Source organism: Gordonia sp. L191, from assembly GCF_030077625.1.
In the GTDB taxonomy this organism is placed as follows: Bacteria; Actinomycetota; Actinomycetes; order Mycobacteriales; family Mycobacteriaceae; genus Gordonia; species Gordonia polyisoprenivorans_A.
On sequence record NZ_CP125996.1, the window covers coordinates 3,604,788 to 3,622,203 of the forward strand.

General features: G+C 66.1%; 14 protein-coding genes. 3 read left to right on the top strand and 11 right to left on the bottom strand.

Annotation, left to right across the window (positions count from 1 at the left end):
- Positions 1-17 precede the first annotated feature (17 nt).
- The 4 genes from QNM97_RS16330 to QNM97_RS16345 form a co-directional block, all read right to left on the bottom strand.
- A complete protein-coding gene (locus QNM97_RS16330; protein ID WP_283819399.1) occupies positions 18-1,097 on the bottom strand; it encodes an MlaD family protein in 1,080 nt (359 codons plus the stop codon).
- A 1-nt stretch (position 1,098) separates the two neighbouring features.
- Entirely contained in the window at positions 1,099-1,965 is an 867-nt protein-coding gene (locus QNM97_RS16335) for an MlaE family ABC transporter permease (protein ID WP_283819400.1), read from the bottom strand.
- A gap of 4 nt (positions 1,966-1,969) precedes the next feature.
- Positions 1,970-2,830: an ABC transporter permease gene (locus tag QNM97_RS16340; protein WP_208795231.1), complete on the bottom strand. Its 861-nt coding sequence runs from the start codon at positions 2,828-2,830 to the stop codon at positions 1,970-1,972.
- A 92-nt stretch (positions 2,831-2,922) separates the two neighbouring features.
- A complete protein-coding gene (locus QNM97_RS16345) occupies positions 2,923-4,314 on the bottom strand; it encodes an aldehyde dehydrogenase family protein (protein WP_208795223.1) in 1,392 nt (463 codons plus the stop codon).
- Between the two features lie 323 nt (positions 4,315-4,637).
- Here QNM97_RS16345 and QNM97_RS16350 point away from each other — a divergent pair, with 323 nt between their 5' ends.
- Positions 4,638-5,453 carry an enoyl-CoA hydratase-related protein gene (locus QNM97_RS16350; RefSeq protein WP_283819401.1) on the top strand — a complete coding sequence of 272 codons (816 nt, stop codon included), beginning with the start codon at positions 4,638-4,640 and terminating at the stop codon, positions 5,451-5,453.
- Between the two features lie 40 nt (positions 5,454-5,493).
- Here QNM97_RS16350 and QNM97_RS16355 read toward each other — a convergent pair whose 3' ends face one another.
- The 3 genes from QNM97_RS16355 to QNM97_RS16365 are packed head-to-tail and all read right to left on the bottom strand — an operon-like array spanning position 5,494 to position 8,426.
- Positions 5,494-6,792 (bottom strand): TetR/AcrR family transcriptional regulator, encoded by a 1,299-nt coding sequence (locus QNM97_RS16355; protein ID WP_283819402.1) that lies wholly within the window; start codon positions 6,790-6,792, stop codon positions 5,494-5,496.
- A 9-nt stretch (positions 6,793-6,801) separates the two neighbouring features.
- Positions 6,802-7,668: an alpha/beta fold hydrolase gene (locus QNM97_RS16360; protein WP_283819403.1), complete on the bottom strand. Its 867-nt coding sequence runs from the start codon at positions 7,666-7,668 to the stop codon at positions 6,802-6,804.
- Positions 7,665-8,426 carry a nitroreductase gene (locus QNM97_RS16365; RefSeq protein ID WP_283819404.1) on the bottom strand — a complete coding sequence of 254 codons (762 nt, stop codon included), beginning with the start codon at positions 8,424-8,426 and terminating at the stop codon, positions 7,665-7,667. The genes QNM97_RS16360 and QNM97_RS16365 overlap by 4 nt, the downstream gene beginning before the upstream one ends.
- A gap of 195 nt (positions 8,427-8,621) precedes the next feature.
- Here QNM97_RS16365 and QNM97_RS16370 point away from each other — a divergent pair, with 195 nt between their 5' ends.
- Both QNM97_RS16370 and QNM97_RS16375 read left to right on the top strand, forming a co-directional pair.
- Positions 8,622-9,947, top strand: a complete 1,326-nt coding sequence (locus QNM97_RS16370) for an oxygenase MpaB family protein (protein WP_283819405.1) — start codon at positions 8,622-8,624, stop codon at positions 9,945-9,947.
- A complete protein-coding gene (locus QNM97_RS16375) occupies positions 9,944-11,098 on the top strand; it encodes a CaiB/BaiF CoA transferase family protein (RefSeq protein ID WP_283819406.1) in 1,155 nt (384 codons plus the stop codon). The genes QNM97_RS16370 and QNM97_RS16375 overlap by 4 nt, the downstream gene beginning before the upstream one ends.
- 66 nt (positions 11,099-11,164) lie before the next feature.
- Here the strand turns inward: QNM97_RS16375 and QNM97_RS16380 are convergent, their stop codons facing one another.
- The 4 genes from QNM97_RS16380 to QNM97_RS16395 are packed head-to-tail and all read right to left on the bottom strand — an operon-like array spanning position 11,165 to position 17,413.
- On the bottom strand, positions 11,165-12,304 hold the full coding sequence (locus QNM97_RS16380) for an acyl-CoA dehydrogenase family protein (RefSeq protein ID WP_283819407.1): 1,140 nt from the start codon (positions 12,302-12,304) through the stop codon (positions 11,165-11,167).
- Positions 12,301-13,485: an acyl-CoA dehydrogenase family protein gene (locus tag QNM97_RS16385; protein WP_283819408.1), complete on the bottom strand. Its 1,185-nt coding sequence runs from the start codon at positions 13,483-13,485 to the stop codon at positions 12,301-12,303. The genes QNM97_RS16380 and QNM97_RS16385 overlap by 4 nt, the downstream gene beginning before the upstream one ends.
- Before the next feature lie 5 nt (positions 13,486-13,490).
- On the bottom strand, positions 13,491-16,481 hold the full coding sequence (locus tag QNM97_RS16390) for an AMP-binding protein (RefSeq protein ID WP_283819409.1): 2,991 nt from the start codon (positions 16,479-16,481) through the stop codon (positions 13,491-13,493).
- Positions 16,478-17,413 (bottom strand): alpha/beta fold hydrolase, encoded by a 936-nt coding sequence (locus tag QNM97_RS16395; protein WP_283819410.1) that lies wholly within the window; start codon positions 17,411-17,413, stop codon positions 16,478-16,480. Before QNM97_RS16395 ends, QNM97_RS16390 begins: the two co-directional genes overlap by 4 nt.
- Positions 17,414-17,416 lie beyond the last annotated feature (3 nt).

Sequence of the window (17,416 nt, forward strand, 5' to 3'; positions counted from 1 at the left end):
CCGCGTATTCGGTGACACTATCGGGTCCCTCCCTGTGTCGCGGCGGTCATTCGGGCGAGCGGACCGGCCATTGCCGGCATGCTGTCGAGGACGATGCGCAACTGCAGCGTCTTCTGCTGGTCGGTGCCGGTGAACGACGATTCCAGGCCCGCCAGCGCTGCTCGTGCCTTGGCCACCGTGGCACCGCCGCCTATTGCCGCGGGCAGAGGATCGGTGAGGTATTTGATGATGGTCACCAGCGGGGTCAGTTCGGTGCCGTGCGAGGCCAACAGCGCGCCCGCCTTTCCGAACAGGTCATTGGCGGCGACGGTCAGCGAATCGTCGGTCAGGGTGTGGAAGCCCTCGTTGACCCCGCGAGAACCGTCGGGCAGCTTGTTGTACGGGCTTTCGGTGATCGCGTACAGCCCGATCATCGTCTGCTCGGTGAACCCCGGGAAGACGTCGAGAACATTGTTCACGCGATTGATCAGGGTCGCCGGCAACTGCTGTTGGGTGCGCGCCACGTTGTTGGCCACGATGACGCCCGTCTGGATCAGCGGTGCCAGTCCGTTGGCATAGCGCATCACCTTGTCGAGGCTGTCGATCATGTCACGGGTCAGTGAGCCGTCCACCACGATCGATCCCCGCTCGAGCATCGTCGACATCGTGAAATCCGGTGCGGTGGTGCGGTCGAGGGTCTCACCATCGGTGAGTGCCTTTCCGCCGCGTTGGGCGACCAGGTTGACCGCGGTGACCCCGAAGTAGTTCTCGGGACGGAAGTCGACACCGAGCGAATCGGTCAACGTCTGTGCCGCCGCATCGTTGAGGACCACCGCGAGATGTACCGAATCGGCGCTGGGCGCCACGATGTCGGTGACCTCACCCACCTCGGCTCCGCGTAGCAGGACCTTGGAACCCGACTTGATGCCGGGGCCCAGGGCGGGCACGACGAAATGGATGGTGGTGCCGCTGGGCGCCTTGGCCTTCGGGTACACGATGGCCACCGCCGCGATCAACACGATGACCACGGCAAGCGAGCTGAGCCCGGCGATCACGAGGGTACGCATCTGACCACGGGTGCCACCGCGCAGGAAGTCTTGACTGGTGAATCCGGCCACGTCAACCCCTAAAAGGCAATGCGGGGTTGAGTCCCCAGATCACCACTGTCATAAAGAAGTTCAGGACAACGATCGCGACCAGGCTGGCGCGGATGGCCCGGCCGGAGGCCGCGCCCACGCCGGCCGGTCCGCCGCTCGCGAAATAGCCGTAGTAGCAATGGATCAGCGTGACCACCGCGCAGAAGATGAGCGCTTTGGCGATGGATGCCAGGAGATCCGGCAACGTCACGAATTGCGCGAAGTAGTGGTCGTAGGTGCCCGACGGCTGACTGTGGAAGGTCTTGATGATGATGCCGCCGGTGATGAAACTGACCACCACTGCCATCAGGTAGCTCGGCAGGACGACGAGCATGCCGCCGATCAGACGGGTGCCCACCACGAACGGGATGGCCCGCAGCCCCATCACCTCGGTCGCGTCGATCTCCTCGGAGATCCGCATCGCGCCGATCTCGGCGGTCATCCGGCATCCGGCCTGGGCGGCGAAGCCGATTCCGGTGATGATCGGGGCGACCACGCGAATGTTGCCGAAGGAACCGATGATTCCGGTCAGCGCCCCGAAGCCCAGGAGGTCGAACGCCATGAAGGCCTCGATCGCCACCACCGCGCCGACGGCGATTCCGAGGAAGAACATGAGGCTGACGACGCCACCGTCGACGATGATCGACCCACTGCCCCAGGCCATGTCATTCATCGTCTTGAGGGTCTGCTTGCGGTAGTGGCGGATCGTGGTCGGTAGTAGCGCGAAGGTCTTGCCCACGAAGACCACGATCTGACCGAATTGGGCGATGGCTCCCAGGATCTTGTCGACACAGGCGCGGGATGCACGTACGGCAATGTTGTCTCGCGTTGCGATTCTGTTGGCGGTCATCGGATCACGCCAACTGCGCCGGGAAGAACATGGTCTGCAGCTGACTCACGACGAGATTGGTCATGAAGATGCAGAACACACTGAGGACGACCGAGGCGTTGACCGCGTTGGCGACACCCTTGGGCCCGCCTTTGGCTTCCAGGCCGCGCAGACTCGCGATGATCACCACGATCACCGCGAACAGCAGCGCCTTGACCACCGAGAAGATGAGGTCGACCGGGGTGGCGAAAGCACCGAACGACTGCCAGAAGCTGGCCGGCACCACGTCGTTGACGTTCGCCGAGATGGCGAGGCCGGCCGCGACGCCCGAGGCGATGATGATGATGCACAACGCCGGCGAGATGGCCACCATGGCGATGAATCGCGGGACGATCAATCGCTGAACGGGATTGACGCCCATGACACGCATCGCCTCGATCTCTTCGCGGATCGACCGCGCCCCGAGGTCGGAGGCGATGGCCGACGCCGCGGCACCACTCATCAGCAGCCCCGCCGCCATGGGTGCGCCCTGGCTGACGACGCCGAGGCCGCTGGCGGCACCGGCCAGGGAGTTCGCGCCCACCTGGTCCATGACCCCACCGACCTGGACCGACACCTCGGCTCCGATGGGCACGGCCATGAGCAGGGCCGGTAATGCGGTGACCTTGAACAGTTTCCACATCTGTTCGATGACCTCGCCCAGCGCGAGTCGCAAGGTGAGGGTGTCGGTGACGGAGAACCGGACGACCTCCATTGCGAGCCGGGCCGAACGGCCGATCGTGTTGATGCTGCGGACCATGCGGTCCACGATCGAATCGATGACCTTCCGGACTCCCGCGCCGACGGCCACTGCGGGCCGGCGTCTGTCGAGCGCGCTGACGCTCATCTCCACCTCTTTCACTTCAGGATTCACCGCGTGCGGTCGGGACATGACCGCACGGGGCACCGGGCTGCCCGCCGACGGCGGGCTGATGTGGGCTAACCCATGACGCGCCGCAGGATTCGCCTCATCCCCGGGCTGTAGGGCGGATAGGCGAATGACGGATCCGGTCGAGCCGGCTTGCGCAGCACCGCTTTGTGATGGCTGAACGTGTCGAAACCGAACTTTCCGTGGTATCGACCGAGCCCCGATTCTCCGACGCCACCGAACGGCAATTCGGGAACAAGGAGCTGGTAGAGCAGGTGATTGATGCCGACCGCGCCGGACGAGGTCTTACCGACGACGAGGTCCTCGGTGCGTCGAGAATTGGTGAAGAGGTAGAGCGCCAAGGGTTTCGGCCGCGCATTGATGAACTCGACCGCGTCGGCGACGCTGGGCACCGAGATCAGTGGCAGGATGGGGCCGAAGATCTCCTCGGTCATCAGCTCCGAGGTCGGGTCGGGATCGGTGATCAGCGCCGGCGTGATCGTCAGCCGATCGATGTCGGTGTCGCCGCCGTACTGCTCGCCGCCGTGCGAGCCCAGCACCTCCGAGAGCCGATCGAATTGACGGCGGTTCACGATGTGCGTCGAATCGTTGGCGGCCTGGGCGGGCAACTCGGCGAGGAGTCGTTCGACGAGCGCGGGCCGAACAGAGTCCTCGACGAGTACGTAGTCGGGGGCGATGCAGGTCTGGCCCGCGTTGATCGACTTCGCCCAGGCGATACGTCGCGCGGCGACCTCGATGTCGGCATCTGCGGTCACGATGACCGGGCTCTTGCCACCGAGCTCGAGGGTCACCGGGGTGAGATGGCGTGCACTGGCCTCCATCACCGCCTTGCCCACAGTGGTGGACCCGGTGAAAAAGGTGTGGTCGAACCGCAATTCAAGCAGCGCGCGGTTGATCTTGCCGTCACCCAGCACGACGCGCACCGCGTCCGGGTCGACGTACTTCGGCAACTTCTCGGCGATCATCCGCGCGGTGGCACCGGCGACGTCGGAGGGCTTGACCACGGCAGCATTGCCGGCCGCCAGGGCACTGACCAGTGGCTGAATCGTCAACAGCAGCGGGAAATTCCACGTGCCGAGGATGAGTACGACGCCCTTGGGTTCGGCGACGATGCGAGCGTTCCCGGGGGCGGTCGCAGCACTCACGCGCACCCGCGACGGCTTCATCCAGGTCGCCAATTTCGTGAGGGTGTGCCGGATCTCGTGGCGCACCGGGCCGATGTCGGCCATGAACGAGGCCATGGCCCCGCGGCCGAGGTCGGCGCTGATCGCGTCGGCGATGTCGTCCTCGCATTCGTCGATGAAGCGCAGCAAACCCTCGAGTTGCGCCACCCGCCACGAATACGAGCGGGTGCGGCCGGTGTCGAAGGCCGACCGCGCGCGGTCCACCTCGTCGGCCACATCGGCGGGACGGGTCGTCCCCCGCAACTCGGTAACGCTCATCTGATCTCACCCCAGACGGATCGAGCGGTGGGCTTCAACGGACGGCCACACCGGGTCGTGCTTTGTTTGGACAGCGCGAGCATACAATGTGTTCAGACGTGACGTCAATCACTTGGCAATGGTGCTGTCGTGCACCCGACACTGCCGTCTCCCACCACGAGCGGGGCTGTGGCATTGTGATGTGGAACACGAAACGAACGACATGACGTTAACAGACACGAGACGTTTCATGTCAAGTGTCATCAGCTAAGTTTTCACTCTGCTGCAGGTCCGCCGCTTGTGAACACCTTGTCTGGACAGAAAGTTCTCGCTACTGTGCACAGGTGACCGATTGGGAGAAGATCCGCAGTTCGCAGGTAATCGAGGTCCATCGCAGACGATCGGCGACGCGCGTGACGCTTGCGCGACCGCAGGCTCTCAACGCCTTTGACACCTCGCTGCAGTCCGAACTCCGGAACACACTCGACGAGCTCACGGCCGATGATTCCGTGCGCTGCGTGGTCCTCACCGGGGCGGGGCGTGCCTTCTCCTCGGGAGCCGATCTGACGCTCGACGACCTCGGTCCGCAGACCCGGCTGGCTCCCCGTACCGAGGAGGAGCTGCGGATGCGCTACAACCCGACGATCCGTGCGATCCGCACCATGCCCAAGCCGGTGATCGCCGCGGTCAACGGCACCGCCGCAGGGGTGGGGTGTGCGCTCGCTCTTGCCTGTGATCACGTGGTGGCGGTCCGGTCGGCGAGCTTTGTCCTGGCCTTCTCCCGGGTGGGTCTGACCCTCGACGCGGGCACCTCGGCGTTGCTCGGTGCGCGTGTCGGATTCGGCCGTGCCACCCGGATGGCCATGTTGGCCGAGCCGGTGGACGCCGACACCGCGCTGTCGTGGGGGATGATCGACGCCGTGGTCGCCGACGACGCGCTTGCCGCTCGGGTCGATGAGGTCGCCGAGCATTTCGCCACCGGGCCCACCCGCTCCTTCGCCGCCACCAAACGCAGCCTCAACGCCGCACTGCTCCCCCATCTCGACGAGGCCTTCGAAACCGAGATCGCCGGGCAGACCGAGCTGGTCGACTCCACGGACTTCCGCACCGGGGTGGACGCCTTCATGAATCGGCGCACACCGCACTTCACCGGTCGCTGAACAGAATTCGGTGCAGACCCGCACGTGGGGGCGGGTGGTGTCAGCGGCGTCCGTAGACGGCTGCGTACAGGAACCGACCGACCATCTCGGTGACCGCATCCAGATCGGCGAGGTGCTCCTCGCCGGCCAGGGCACCGGCCACGGCTCGTTCGATCGTCCACAAGATGACCGCCGCATACGCCGGCACGGGCGGCCCCGCAGGCGCGAGTCCGGCAGCACGATCGGAGTCGATGATCGACTCCAGGGTCGTTTCCATGGCGTTCATCGCCGCGAGGTACTCCGCGCGCAGTTCCGGCAGTCGCGGCCACGCGTGGACCGCGTTGCGGATCACTGGACCGGCGAAACCCTCCAGATTGAGCCACTCACCGACCTGGGCCAACAGCCTCTCCGGCTCGTCGCGATCGATGTCGGCCAGCCCGCGTAGGCCCGCCACAATGTCGGCCGCCGCCTCGCGGAACAACACCACGAAGGCGTCCTCCTTGCTGCGGAAGTAGAAGTAGAACGATGCGCGCGAGATACCGGACTTCTCCAGGATCTTGGCCACGCTGACATCGGCCAGGCTTTCTTCGACGAGCAGCTCGCGCATCGCCTGCAGAATCGCCGTCGCGGTTTCTCCCTCGACGACGGGTGCGGTGATCTCCGGCATCGGTGATTGTTCGAGATCGGTTGCTGCAGAAGAACTCTTGTCCGATTCCGCGTCATGACGTCCACCGAAGATCGCCGCCTCGTTGACCGCACGCAACGGTTCCACGACGTCGTCGACCGTGGCCAGCCGCGGATCGAGCCCCCGCGAGCTGACGTAGAACACGCGCTCGGCCGCACCGACGAGCATGGTGGCGATCATGTCCGGCGGCGAGCCCGCCGGGGCCTGACCCGAATTCCGCTCGTAGACAACCTGTTCGGTGATCGCGTCGACAAAACGCCCGTACATGCGCTGCCACGCCGCGGCCACCGCCGGCTCGCTGTGCATGTGCTCGATCACCGAGCAGATGACCGCGCCGTGCGCCGACCACATCTCGAGCGTGCTCTCCAGGCTGGTGCCCATCCGTTGCGCGCGGGCCTTACCGGGAGTCGTGGACCACGGCGCGTCCTGGCCGTACGAATCGTCGAAGACCCGCCCGAGCAATGCCACGAGGACGTCATACTTGTTGGCGAAATAGTGGTAGAAATTCGCCCGGGACAGTCCGGCCGCACGCAAGATCTGCGCCACAGTGAGTTTCTGGAGCGACGTGTCGCGCAGCAGCTCTTCGGTCGCGGCGAACACGGCCAGTTCGGCGGACGAGGTGCCGTCGAACTCGCGGGGTCGGCGCCGCACGAAAGAGCCCTGGGTCATGACCATGACTTTACATTATGTCCGGACACGTAGTATTGACGCTTCTGCGCCGGATTCTTCCGCCTTGGGCACTTCCCGACGCCTACCGATTCCGCCGAGAAGCGCGGCGTCGAACTCGTCGGGGCATTCGAGCATCGGATAGTGCCCACAATCGAGTTCCACCAGCGTCGAGGCGAGGCGATCACGCACCCATCGCGCGCCGCGCACGGACAACGCCGGATCCGCGGTGCCGACGATCTGGGTCACCGGTACCGAGAGGTCGTCGAGGACGTGGGTCTGATCGGTGCACATCAGCGTCCGCATCGCCGCCTGCGCAGCCCAGGTCGGCGTCTGCAGCGACACGCGATGGAGCCAGTCGAGCGTCTGCGGATCGGGGTCGCCCTTGAACGGGTCGCCCACCGCACTGCGCCGCAACGCAATTCGGTTGGCGTGCTCGGCGACGAGGATCGCGGCGAGTGGCTTGTCGGCGGGCACGCCGAAGGCGAAGGCGTCGGTGCGCGAGGCCGACACCCCATTGGATGCCACCATCACCAGCGCGTCGACGAGGTCGGGGTGGTCGTGGGCCAGACGCAGCCCGACCATCCCGCCCAGCGACCAACCGACCACGACCGCATGGTCGACACCGAGTGCGCCGAGCACGTCGACGGCATCGGCGACGAGGCCCTCGATCTCATATCCCTGCTGTGGCGCATCGGAATCGCCGTGTCCGCGCTGGTCCATTGCCAGCGCCCGATAGCCCGCGGCGGCCACAGCGCCGAGTTGTCGGTCCCACACCTCTCCGCTGAGACTCCACCCGTGGATGAACAGGACCGTCGGACCCTGCCCCACCCCGCGGACGTTGATCCGCGTGCCGTCGCGGGTTTCCACGAGCCGCCTGCTCATGACCGCGCCCCCGTCGGGCCGACCGCACCGGGACCGTCATGGAATGTCGCGATGTCGCCGACCTCCTGCCGTTCGGTGCGATAGACGTTCACCGGATCGTCGAGGTCGGGGTATCCCAACGAGATACCCAGTAGCACCAGACGATTATCCGGGTAACCGAAGTAGTCGCGCAGCACCGGCGCCTGGGTTGCCAGCGCCGCCTGCGGAATCGTGCCGATGCCGCGACTGTGCGCCGCGAGCAGGAAATTGTTGACGAAGAGACCACAGTCGAGCGCCCCGTACGTTCCCAGCGCCCGCTCGGTCGTCACTACCGCGACATGGGGTGCGTCGAAGAAGTCGAAGTTGCGCAGGGTTTGTCGTGCCGATGCCGCGCGATCACCCTTGGCGATCCCCAGGCTCTCATAGAGCTGCCATCCACTGGTCCGCCGCCGATCCCGGTAGACCCCCTCATACGCAGTCGGGAACTCGATGTCCGGATTCTCCTGCGGGCCTTGCGAGATGGCGTCGTGCAACGCATCGCGCAGAGCGTCGGTGGCCGACCCGGTGGTGATGTCGATGTGCCAGGGCTGGGTATTGCACCACGACGGTGTGCGGCGGGCAATGTCGAGGACCCGGTCGAGCTCTTCGCGCGGAATCGGTTGCGGCAGAAAGGCACGACAGCTCCACCGGGTCGACAACAACCTGCCGAGCGCGTCGGTGGTCACCTCATCGGCGGATATGTCGGACGCGGCAGCGACGCCCACGGGGTCGGCGGTCATGACGGCACCTTTCTTCTGTCGGACCTCGTCGTCCGAGATCTCCCCACCGCATGCGGGAAACGATGCGGGCGGCCACACTCTTCATACATGCGGCCATACAGTGAGTGTAGACATAGTGTTCACCACGGTCTACCCTGAGCTGTAACGGCCATCACAGGGAAACCGCCCATCACACCGCGATCCACAGGAGGCGACATGACCACCACTGAGCCGAAGCCCACTCGTGAGATGACCTTTCGAGGAGACCTCGATGTACCGCCGGGTCTACCGAAGGGCATCGACCTGGGGCGAATCGCCAACAAGGACAAGGCGATCGCCATGTACGGACGCGAGATGGTCGAGACATTGACCGATCACGCGCTCCTCGCCGACGACTACGCCTACCAGGCGATGCTCGACTTCAAGGACAAGAGCAACACCACCAGCTGGCGCACCTTCGACCGTGCCCTCGAGAACGGTATCGATTCCATCGACGACCCCACTCCGGGCCTGGTGGCGATCTTCGAGCAGCTCGATCGGGTACCGGAGTGGGTCGATTTCGACCAGCTCTATCGCGGGGCGGTGGCCTTCTGGCGTGCCGGCCCCATCGTGCCGCCCGTGCTGGCGTGGGGCGCGATCGCCGGTGGGTTCTCCATGTACAGCGCCACCCGGCCGGTTCTGTTCAGCGGACGTCTGCGGAAGATGGATCAGGTCGGTACCCGTCTCATCGAGAGTTTCCGATATGTGGTGGCCGCCTACACGCCCGGGGGCATGCATCGCTACGAAGACGGCTTTCGGCTGACCGCCAAGGTTCGGATGATCCATGCTGCGGTCCGCCACAGCCTCGGCAGTTCCGACGCGTGGGACTGGGCCAACTGGGGCATCCCGATCAACAACCTCGACGGCATGGTCACCCAGGCCGGACAGTTCGGTGTCAAGTTCATCGATGCGGTCCAGAGCTCCGGAATCCGGTACAGCGACCGTGAACTCGAGGACATCTTCGCACTGAGCCGCTACGTGGGATACGTCATCGGTGTCCCCGAGGAGATCTTGCACACCGGCTACGAGGACGCGCGACGCAAGACCGAGTTGCACACCCTGATCGAACTGCCGCCGGACGAGCTCTGCCGCGACGTCGTGCACTCGATCGTCGCGTACAGCGTGGAGAACCCGCCCGGGGACGTCGAGGTGTTGCCCGGCCCGGTCGCCAAGTTCATGACCAACGAGCGCCGCCTGAAACTCGCTTACGGACTTCTGCATTCGTGGATTCCGGCCGACGTCATGGAAGGTCTCGAAGCGGAGAAGACGCCGTGGCGCCACATCCTGCCGACCATCCGTCCCGCGGTCGCCCTGGCCAGCCGCGTCGGTCGACTCCTTCCGCATGACGACGAGCGCGCCGCGTTCACGATGCTGCGTCAGTTCAACGACGCGATCAAACTCCCCGACGGCTCCAACAAGGAGATGGCCGTGGCCAACCCCGACGAGGTGCACGCCGACATCGTCGCCAACAAGGGCGGTATGCCGACCGTGTCGCACGCGTGACCACTGCTGCGGCACCGCTCGACGGTGTGCGCGTGATCGAGCTCGCCGGTATCGGTCCGGGTCCGTTCGCGGGGATGCTGCTCGCCGACATGGGCGCCGAGGTCATCACCGTCGACCGTCCCGGCGGCAATCCGTGGGCGGTGGCCGGCCACGACATCCTGTTTCGCAGTCGACGCCACGTCGCCGTCGATCTGAAGAGACCCGAGGGCGCCGAGGTGGTTCGCCGGTTGTGCGTCGGGGCGGACGGACTGTTCGAGACGTTTCGTCCCGGCGTCGCCGAGCGCCTCGGGGTGGGACCACAGGACTGCCTCGCCGTCAACAGCGACCTCGTGTACGGGCGGATGACCGGTTGGGGGCAGACCGGGCCGCTGGCGTCGACGCCGGGTCACGACATCAACTACATCGCCCTGACCGGCGCGCTACACGCCATCGGCCGGGCCGGCCAGGCGCCGGTCGCCCCATTGAATCTCGTGGGCGATTTCGGCGGTGGCGGAACGTTTCTCGCGCTCGGCATGCTCGCCGGTATCGTGTCCGCCCGGGCCGGCGGCGGAGGGCGCGTCGTCGATGCCGCGATGATCGACGGCGCCTCGTCGCTGATGTCGATGTTCCATTCCTATCGCGCCGAGGGCGACTTCACCGAAGAGCGCGGAACCAACCTGCTCGACACCGGCTCGTTCTTCTACGACGTGTACCCGACACGCGACGGGAAGTGGGTCAGTATCGGGGCCATCGAGGACCAGTTCTGGGTCGAACTGTGCGAGGTCCTGAACCTACCCGAGGCGATGCGCTCCGGTCATCGTGACCCCGAGCGCTTCGACGAGTACCGGACAGTGCTCGCCGATCGGATCGCCGAACACAGCCGCGACGAGTTGGACCGCCTGTTCGCGGGCCGAAACACCTGTTACGCACCGGTTCTCGCCTTGTCCGAGACCGCGGATCATCCGCATCACGTCGAACGTGGGACATTCGTCGCGATCGACGGCGTCGTGCAACCCGCCCCCGCACCACGCTTCGACGGCGTTGCGCCGACGCAGCCGCGCAGTCGTCGTTCTCCCGGGGCGGATTCCGAAAATGTCCTGGCCGATGTCGGCTTCAGCGATTCCGAGATCGGCCAGCTGTGCGACTCGGGCGTCGTGGCTTCCACGAACTGACCGTACCCACACGTAGTCCGTGGGCCCGACCGCTCTCGGTCGGGCCCACGGACTCGTTTCTCGGGTTCACAAACCGAGTGAACGCCCGACGATCTCGCGCATGATCTCATTGGTGCCGCCGTAGATCCGCTGGACGCGCGCATCCCGCCAGCGGCGGGCAACCTCGTACTCCTCCATGTATCCGTATCCGCCATGCATCTGCAGACACGTGTCGAGTGCCTCGAATTCGAGTTCGGTGGTGAGGAACTTCGCCCCTGCCGCCTCCGTCGCGGTCAACTCCCCGGAGTTCTGCGCCTCGATACACCGGTCGACATGTGTGCGGGCCATGGCAACTCGCGTGTGCAGCTCGGCCAACCGGAAGCGATTGGCCTGGAAGCTGCCGATGGACTGCCCGAAGGCCTTGCGCTCACCCGCATAGTCGACGGCCAGCCGGACGGCGTACTCGGCGCTGGCCACCGCCACCACCGCCATCGACAACCGCTCTTGAGCGAGATTGCCCATCAGGTAGTGCAAACCCCTACCCGGCTCACCGAGGACGTCGGTGTCGGGGATGCGTACATCGGCGAAGAACAGTTCGGCGGTGTCCTGTGCCCGTCGTCCGATCTTGTCGAGTTTGCGTCCGCGGGTGAAACCCGGTGCGCCGTCGGGTACGACGAACAACCCGAATCCCCCACCGTCGGATTCACCGATACGCGCGGCCACGATGACGAGGTCTGCCTGAATCCCCCGTGTCACAAAGGTCTTGGACCCACTCAGGCGCCAACCACCCGGCTCACGCACCGCCGTGGAGGTGATGGCACGCAGATCCGATCCGGTACCGGGTTCCGACATCGACACCGCGATCGCGGTGTCGCCGTTGACGATGCCGGGCAACCACCGCGCCTGCTGTTCGGCGGAGGCGATGTCGAGGAAGTAGGGCAAGACGATGTCGTTGGTCAGCGAGAAGCCATCGCCGACTGTCCCGGTGCGGACGACCTCTTCATCGAGGATCGCGTTGAACCGGAAGTCGCGCTGCCCGGCTCCCCCGAATTCCTCCGGCGCGGCGAAACCGACGAACCCCTGGGCGGCGGCCAGCGACCAGAATTCGCGGTCGACGAGCCCCTGGGCCTCCCACTTCTCGGTGTGTGGCACCGCCTCTTTGGTCAGGAATGCCCGCACACTGTCGCGGAACTGGTCGTGTTCGGGCGCGAATATGGTGCGCTTCATGCGGTCAGTCCCATCGACTTGCCCACGATCTCCTTCATGATCTCGCTCGTCCCGCCGTAGATGCGCTGGACCCGCGCATCGACATAGGCACGTGCGATCGGGTACTCGGCCATGTAGCCGTATCCGCCGAACATCTGCAGGCATGCATCGACGACGCGTCCCTGCACCTCGGTCGCCGCGAGTTTGGCCATGGCGGCCCGATCCGCGCCGAGTTCGCCGGTGGCGTGATCCCGTAGGCACTCGTCGACGAAGGCACGAACGACCTGGACCTGCACATGGGCATCGGCCAGGGTGAATCGCGAATTCTGGTTGGCGGCCAACGGCTTACCGAACGCGGTGCGCGTCATGATGTGATCGCGGGCCAATTCCACCGCCCGGTTGGCGGCGGCGGTGCTCGCCACCGCGATCGTCATCCGCTCCTGAGGCAGATTCGACACCAGCTGCCGGAACCCGCTGCCCGGCTCCCCGAGCACGTTGTCCACCGGCACCCGGACATCGGTGAACGACAGTTCCGCGGTGTCCTGGGCGTGCATCCCGATCTTGTCGAGATTGCGGCCTCGCTCGAATCCGGCCATCCCACGCTCGACGACCATCAACGACAGTCCGTTGTGCCGGTCGCCGGTCTCGGTGCGGGCGGCCACGATGATCACATCGGCGTTGATCCCGTTGGAGATGAACGTCTTCGAGCCGTTGAGAACGTAATGATCATCCTCGCGCACCGCGACCGCGGTGATGCCCGCGAGATCCGAGCCGGTACCCGGCTCGGTCATCGCGATGGCAGCGATCAGTTCACCGGAGGCCAGACCGGGCAGCCAACGCGCCCGCTGTTCGGTGGTGCAGTACCGCAGAAAATACGGAACACAGATGTCGTTGTGCAGGTTGATACCGAACGACATCACCCCGGCGTCGGCGACCTCCTCGGCCATCACCGCGTTGAACCGGAAGTCGTCGACTCCTCCCCCGCCGTACTCCTCATCGATGGCCATTCCCAGGAATCCGTGAGAACCGGCCTCGGCGAACACCTCTCGAGGGAACAGTCCTTCGGCTTCCCATTTCGCGTAGTCGGGCACCACCCGCGTGTCCAGGAATCGGCGGAAACTGGCTCGGAAATCCTCGTGCTCGGTCTCGTAGACCCGGCGCGCCGGGAATCGTGTCTCGTTCGTCATGAGTGAACCATACATCCTATCTATATAGTCTGTTCAGCGCGCGTGACGAGCCGTCGGAGTGCAGGCATATCCGGTCGATACCACCGGGTCAGTGGTATCGCCTCAACCTCGACGATCTCGACGCGCCCCGCCGCATCCGAGACCCCCTCGAGCACCAGCCGCGCTCTCCCGGAATCGAAGACCTCGCCGGCCTTGGTGGCGATGGCGGCCAGTACTTTTCGCCGCTCGGTGATCACCGCGACCGCCGCGACGCCGGGCACTCGTGCCAGCGCGTCCTCCACCTCGCGGGGCCGCAACGGCCCGGCCTGGGTGGTGATCGTGTCCGACGATCGTCCCGCGGGCCAGAAGTCACCCTCGGCATCGACGGTGAAATCCTCACCGGTGTCGACCCAGGCGTCATGGGCGTCGAAGACTCCGCGCATCGGCACCTCGTCGGCGTGCGGATGCCCGCGATCCACCTCGACGAGCAACCTGCCTCGGTCACCTCGCTTGGCCTTGCGCACGTATCCCTCACCATCACAGCGCAATTCACCGGTGTCGGGGTCGATGGCTGCCAGCTCGACCCGCGCCGTGCCGGGCAGTGGCCGACCGATGGAGCCGATCTTGCGTCCGGAGACGTTCGCCAGGATCGCGTCGGTGCGCACCGGGACGAACATCTCAAGGATCTGTGCGGGCGCGAATCGCTCGAGCGCGTCGCGCCAGACCGTCGTCGGTATACCGGAACCGATGAACAGCCGCACCGGGTGATAGGCCTCGTCCGGACCGGGCGGTTGATCGAGCAACAGCCGGAGCATGCTCCATGTGTACGGAACGACCGTTGCACCGTAATGGCGCACGTCCGACCAGAAGGTCTGCGGGTCAAAGGAATCGGTCAGCGCGACCCGCGCGCCCACGGCGACCGGCGCGGCCGTCGCCAACAGCAGTCCCGATGCGTGGTACAGCGCATTCGCCGAATACACCGTGTCGGACTCGGTGAGGGCGGCCGCCGAGGCGGCACCATACGCCGACAGCGCCCAGCGCCGGTTGGTCACCGGGATCGACCGGATTCCGTCGGGCCCGTCACCGAAGAGCACGAAGCCCAGGTCCCGACCACGTCCCGGATTCGGCCGATACCAGTCCGGGGTTCGCACGGCGGAGGCGTCGATGCTGTCGAGATCCTCTGCTGTACTCGACTTCTCGGCTGTACTCGACTTCTCGGCGGTACTCGACTTCTCGGCGGTGCTGGGCTTCTCGGCGGTGCCGGACTTCTCTGAGCTGCCGGAACCACCGATCACGTGTGTCCGTACACCGGCCTTGCGCACCTCATCGAGATGACTCGCGTCGACGAGCACGCGGCGCGCGCGCCCGATGCGCAGTTCGGCGGCGATGTCGCTGCCCGGTCGCAGGAGCACGGCCACCGCACCGATGCGACTCAGAGCTGCTGCGGTCCAGAGCAGCACGGCCCCCGAATCGACGAGCACCCCGACGTGCTCGCCACGGCGGACGCCGACCCACAACAGCCGCAGGACCAGGTCGTCAACCTCGCGTGCGACGTCGGCGCGGGTGTGGGCGCGGCCGCGGTAGAGCAGGCAGACCGCGGTGGGGTCGCGGTCGTACGCCTCGGCGAGCAGCCCACCGTAGGACACCGTCGTCGATCCTCGGACCCGTTCCAACCGCAACAATCTCGGCACCTGATTGACCGCTTCGGTGGTGACCTCGGCCAGCGCTCCGGTGGCGCGCCCCACCACATCTCGTGCCAGGCCGGGCGCCGCGAGCATGCCCTCGGTGCCCGCGTTGAGCAGTTGCCGTACCGTGCCGCCGCCCTCGGGTTCGCGTTCGACGAGGCCCACTTCCCGCGCGTCCGCCAGGTTCTCCGGCCGCTCGTTGCGGCCACCGATCCATCCCACCCACCGAGCGACGGTCGGCCAGGTCTCCCGATTGGCCCGTGACCCCACTCCGAGGCCGAAGTGCCCGGTGGGCATGGTGCATTCCCAGACCTCGGTGTGTGGCAGACCCTTGACGACGTCGCGGACCGCGCGCGGCGGCGCGAAGGCGTCGTACTGGCCGGTGAAGATCAGGACCGGGCAGGTGATGTCGGCCATGGTGACCGCGCGGCCGTCGAAGACCAGGCCGCCCCGCACGAACCGGTCATTGGTCATCGACTCCATGACCTCGGCGATGGCGGGCCCCGGAAAGGCGATCCAGCCCTCGTTCGAGAGGAAGCGGCGTTGACGCTCTCGTGGGAGCAACGCGTCGCGGTCGCCGAGCGCCATCAGGTACTGCAGACGTTGCTTGGCCGTGGCGATCGGAGAGGTCCAGCTGAACAGATTCGCCGATGCCCAACCGGGCAGTCCGGTACGCGAGAGCACCCCGATGCCGAGTTTGCTGATCGCCGAGAAGATCTCCTCGGGCAGGTCGAGTCCCGGTAGCGAGAGCGGCTCCATCGGACTGCCGAGCGCGAAGATACTCGCGATCGACTCGGTGCGGCGCAACGCCGCTGCCTGATAACAGAACAGTCCGCCCTGGGAGTATCCGCCGATGTGCACGTCGCGGCCGACGGTTCGGCGTACGGCGTCGATGGCGTCGGACACCGCGAGGACGTGGTCGGTGACGTTGCGCTGCAATCCGTTCGGCTCCGCGGCCGGGTCGCCGAAGTCGACGACCCACGGGTCCATACCGGAATTATGCAGGTGCGCAACGGCACTGGTGGACGGTGACACGTCCCATACATCGGCACTGAGCATCAGCGGCGGAACGAGCAGCACCGGATCACGGTCGGGCGACGTGCGGGTCTCGGCGGTGAAATAGCGACGCAACGTCACCAGCGGCGTGCGCAGCATGACGTCGTAGGGCGAGGGCTCCTCGCCGGTGTCGAGGCCGCCGAAACGCAGGTATTCCACCACGTTGGCGACCGTGTGGACGGTGTGGGAAATGCGGCTGCCCAGACCGTCGTCCGTCGGAGAGTCCGTCACGTCGGTGCTCGCCGTGTCGTTCTTCGCCGTGTTGTTGTTCGTCACATCGTTGTTCGTCACCGTCGGTTGCCCTTTCGATCCATCGGTTGCGAGCCAGGAGCAGCGAGGTCGGACGCTGCAGCGACCTCGGCGAGAATGTCGGCGACGCGTTCCGGCGCGTCGATCTGGGGTAGGTGGCCGGCACCGGGAATCATCACCAGCCGGGTACCGGGGACAGCCTCGATGAAGGCGTCCGCGCCACGGACGTCGCACACCGGGTCGGCCGACCCCCAGACGAGCGTGATCGGCCGCCGGAAATCGTCGACGGACCACACTCCCTGCTGTATCTCGGCCATGAGTCGCCGGCCCAATACGCCGACCCGACGGAACTCCGCCATGCCGCGAAAATGTGAGCCGAAGCGCCACGCATTGCGCGCACCGTGCGCGAGCCGGACACGGTAATAGACGGCGATCGCCCCCTGGACGGCCACCGCGGGATAGGGAATCCGATAGGCGACCCGAAGCATCGGCAGCAGATGGTCGATGGCGTCATTGGCGTGGTGCAGCGCGGGCCGGAACCCGAGCCCGGCGGGCGCGAGCGCCACCGCGGCGGCGACGTCGTCGCGCGCCGTGGCCGCGCGCACCGCGACGGTGGCGCCCATCGAGTTGCCGACGACGATCGCCGGTGGGTCGTCGGGACCGCGCAGGGCGGCGAGCACCGCGGCGACGAAGTCGTCATAGATCTCCAGCAGACGTCCGTCCCGGGAGATCCCCGAGGCCCGACCGAATCCCGGAAGGTCCACCGCGGCCGCACGGATTCCGCGAGAGCCCAATACTTCCAACAGATCTCGCCAGGTGTCGGCACTGTCGGCGAAGCCGTGCAACAACAGCAACAGCGGTCCGTCGCCGTCGACCTCCAACACCCTCGTGCGATGCGAACCGACGACGAGCCGACGCTCGCGCACCGCGGTTCGTCGTCGGGAAAGCATGGTTGTCGGGCGGGTCTGCCCCATGGG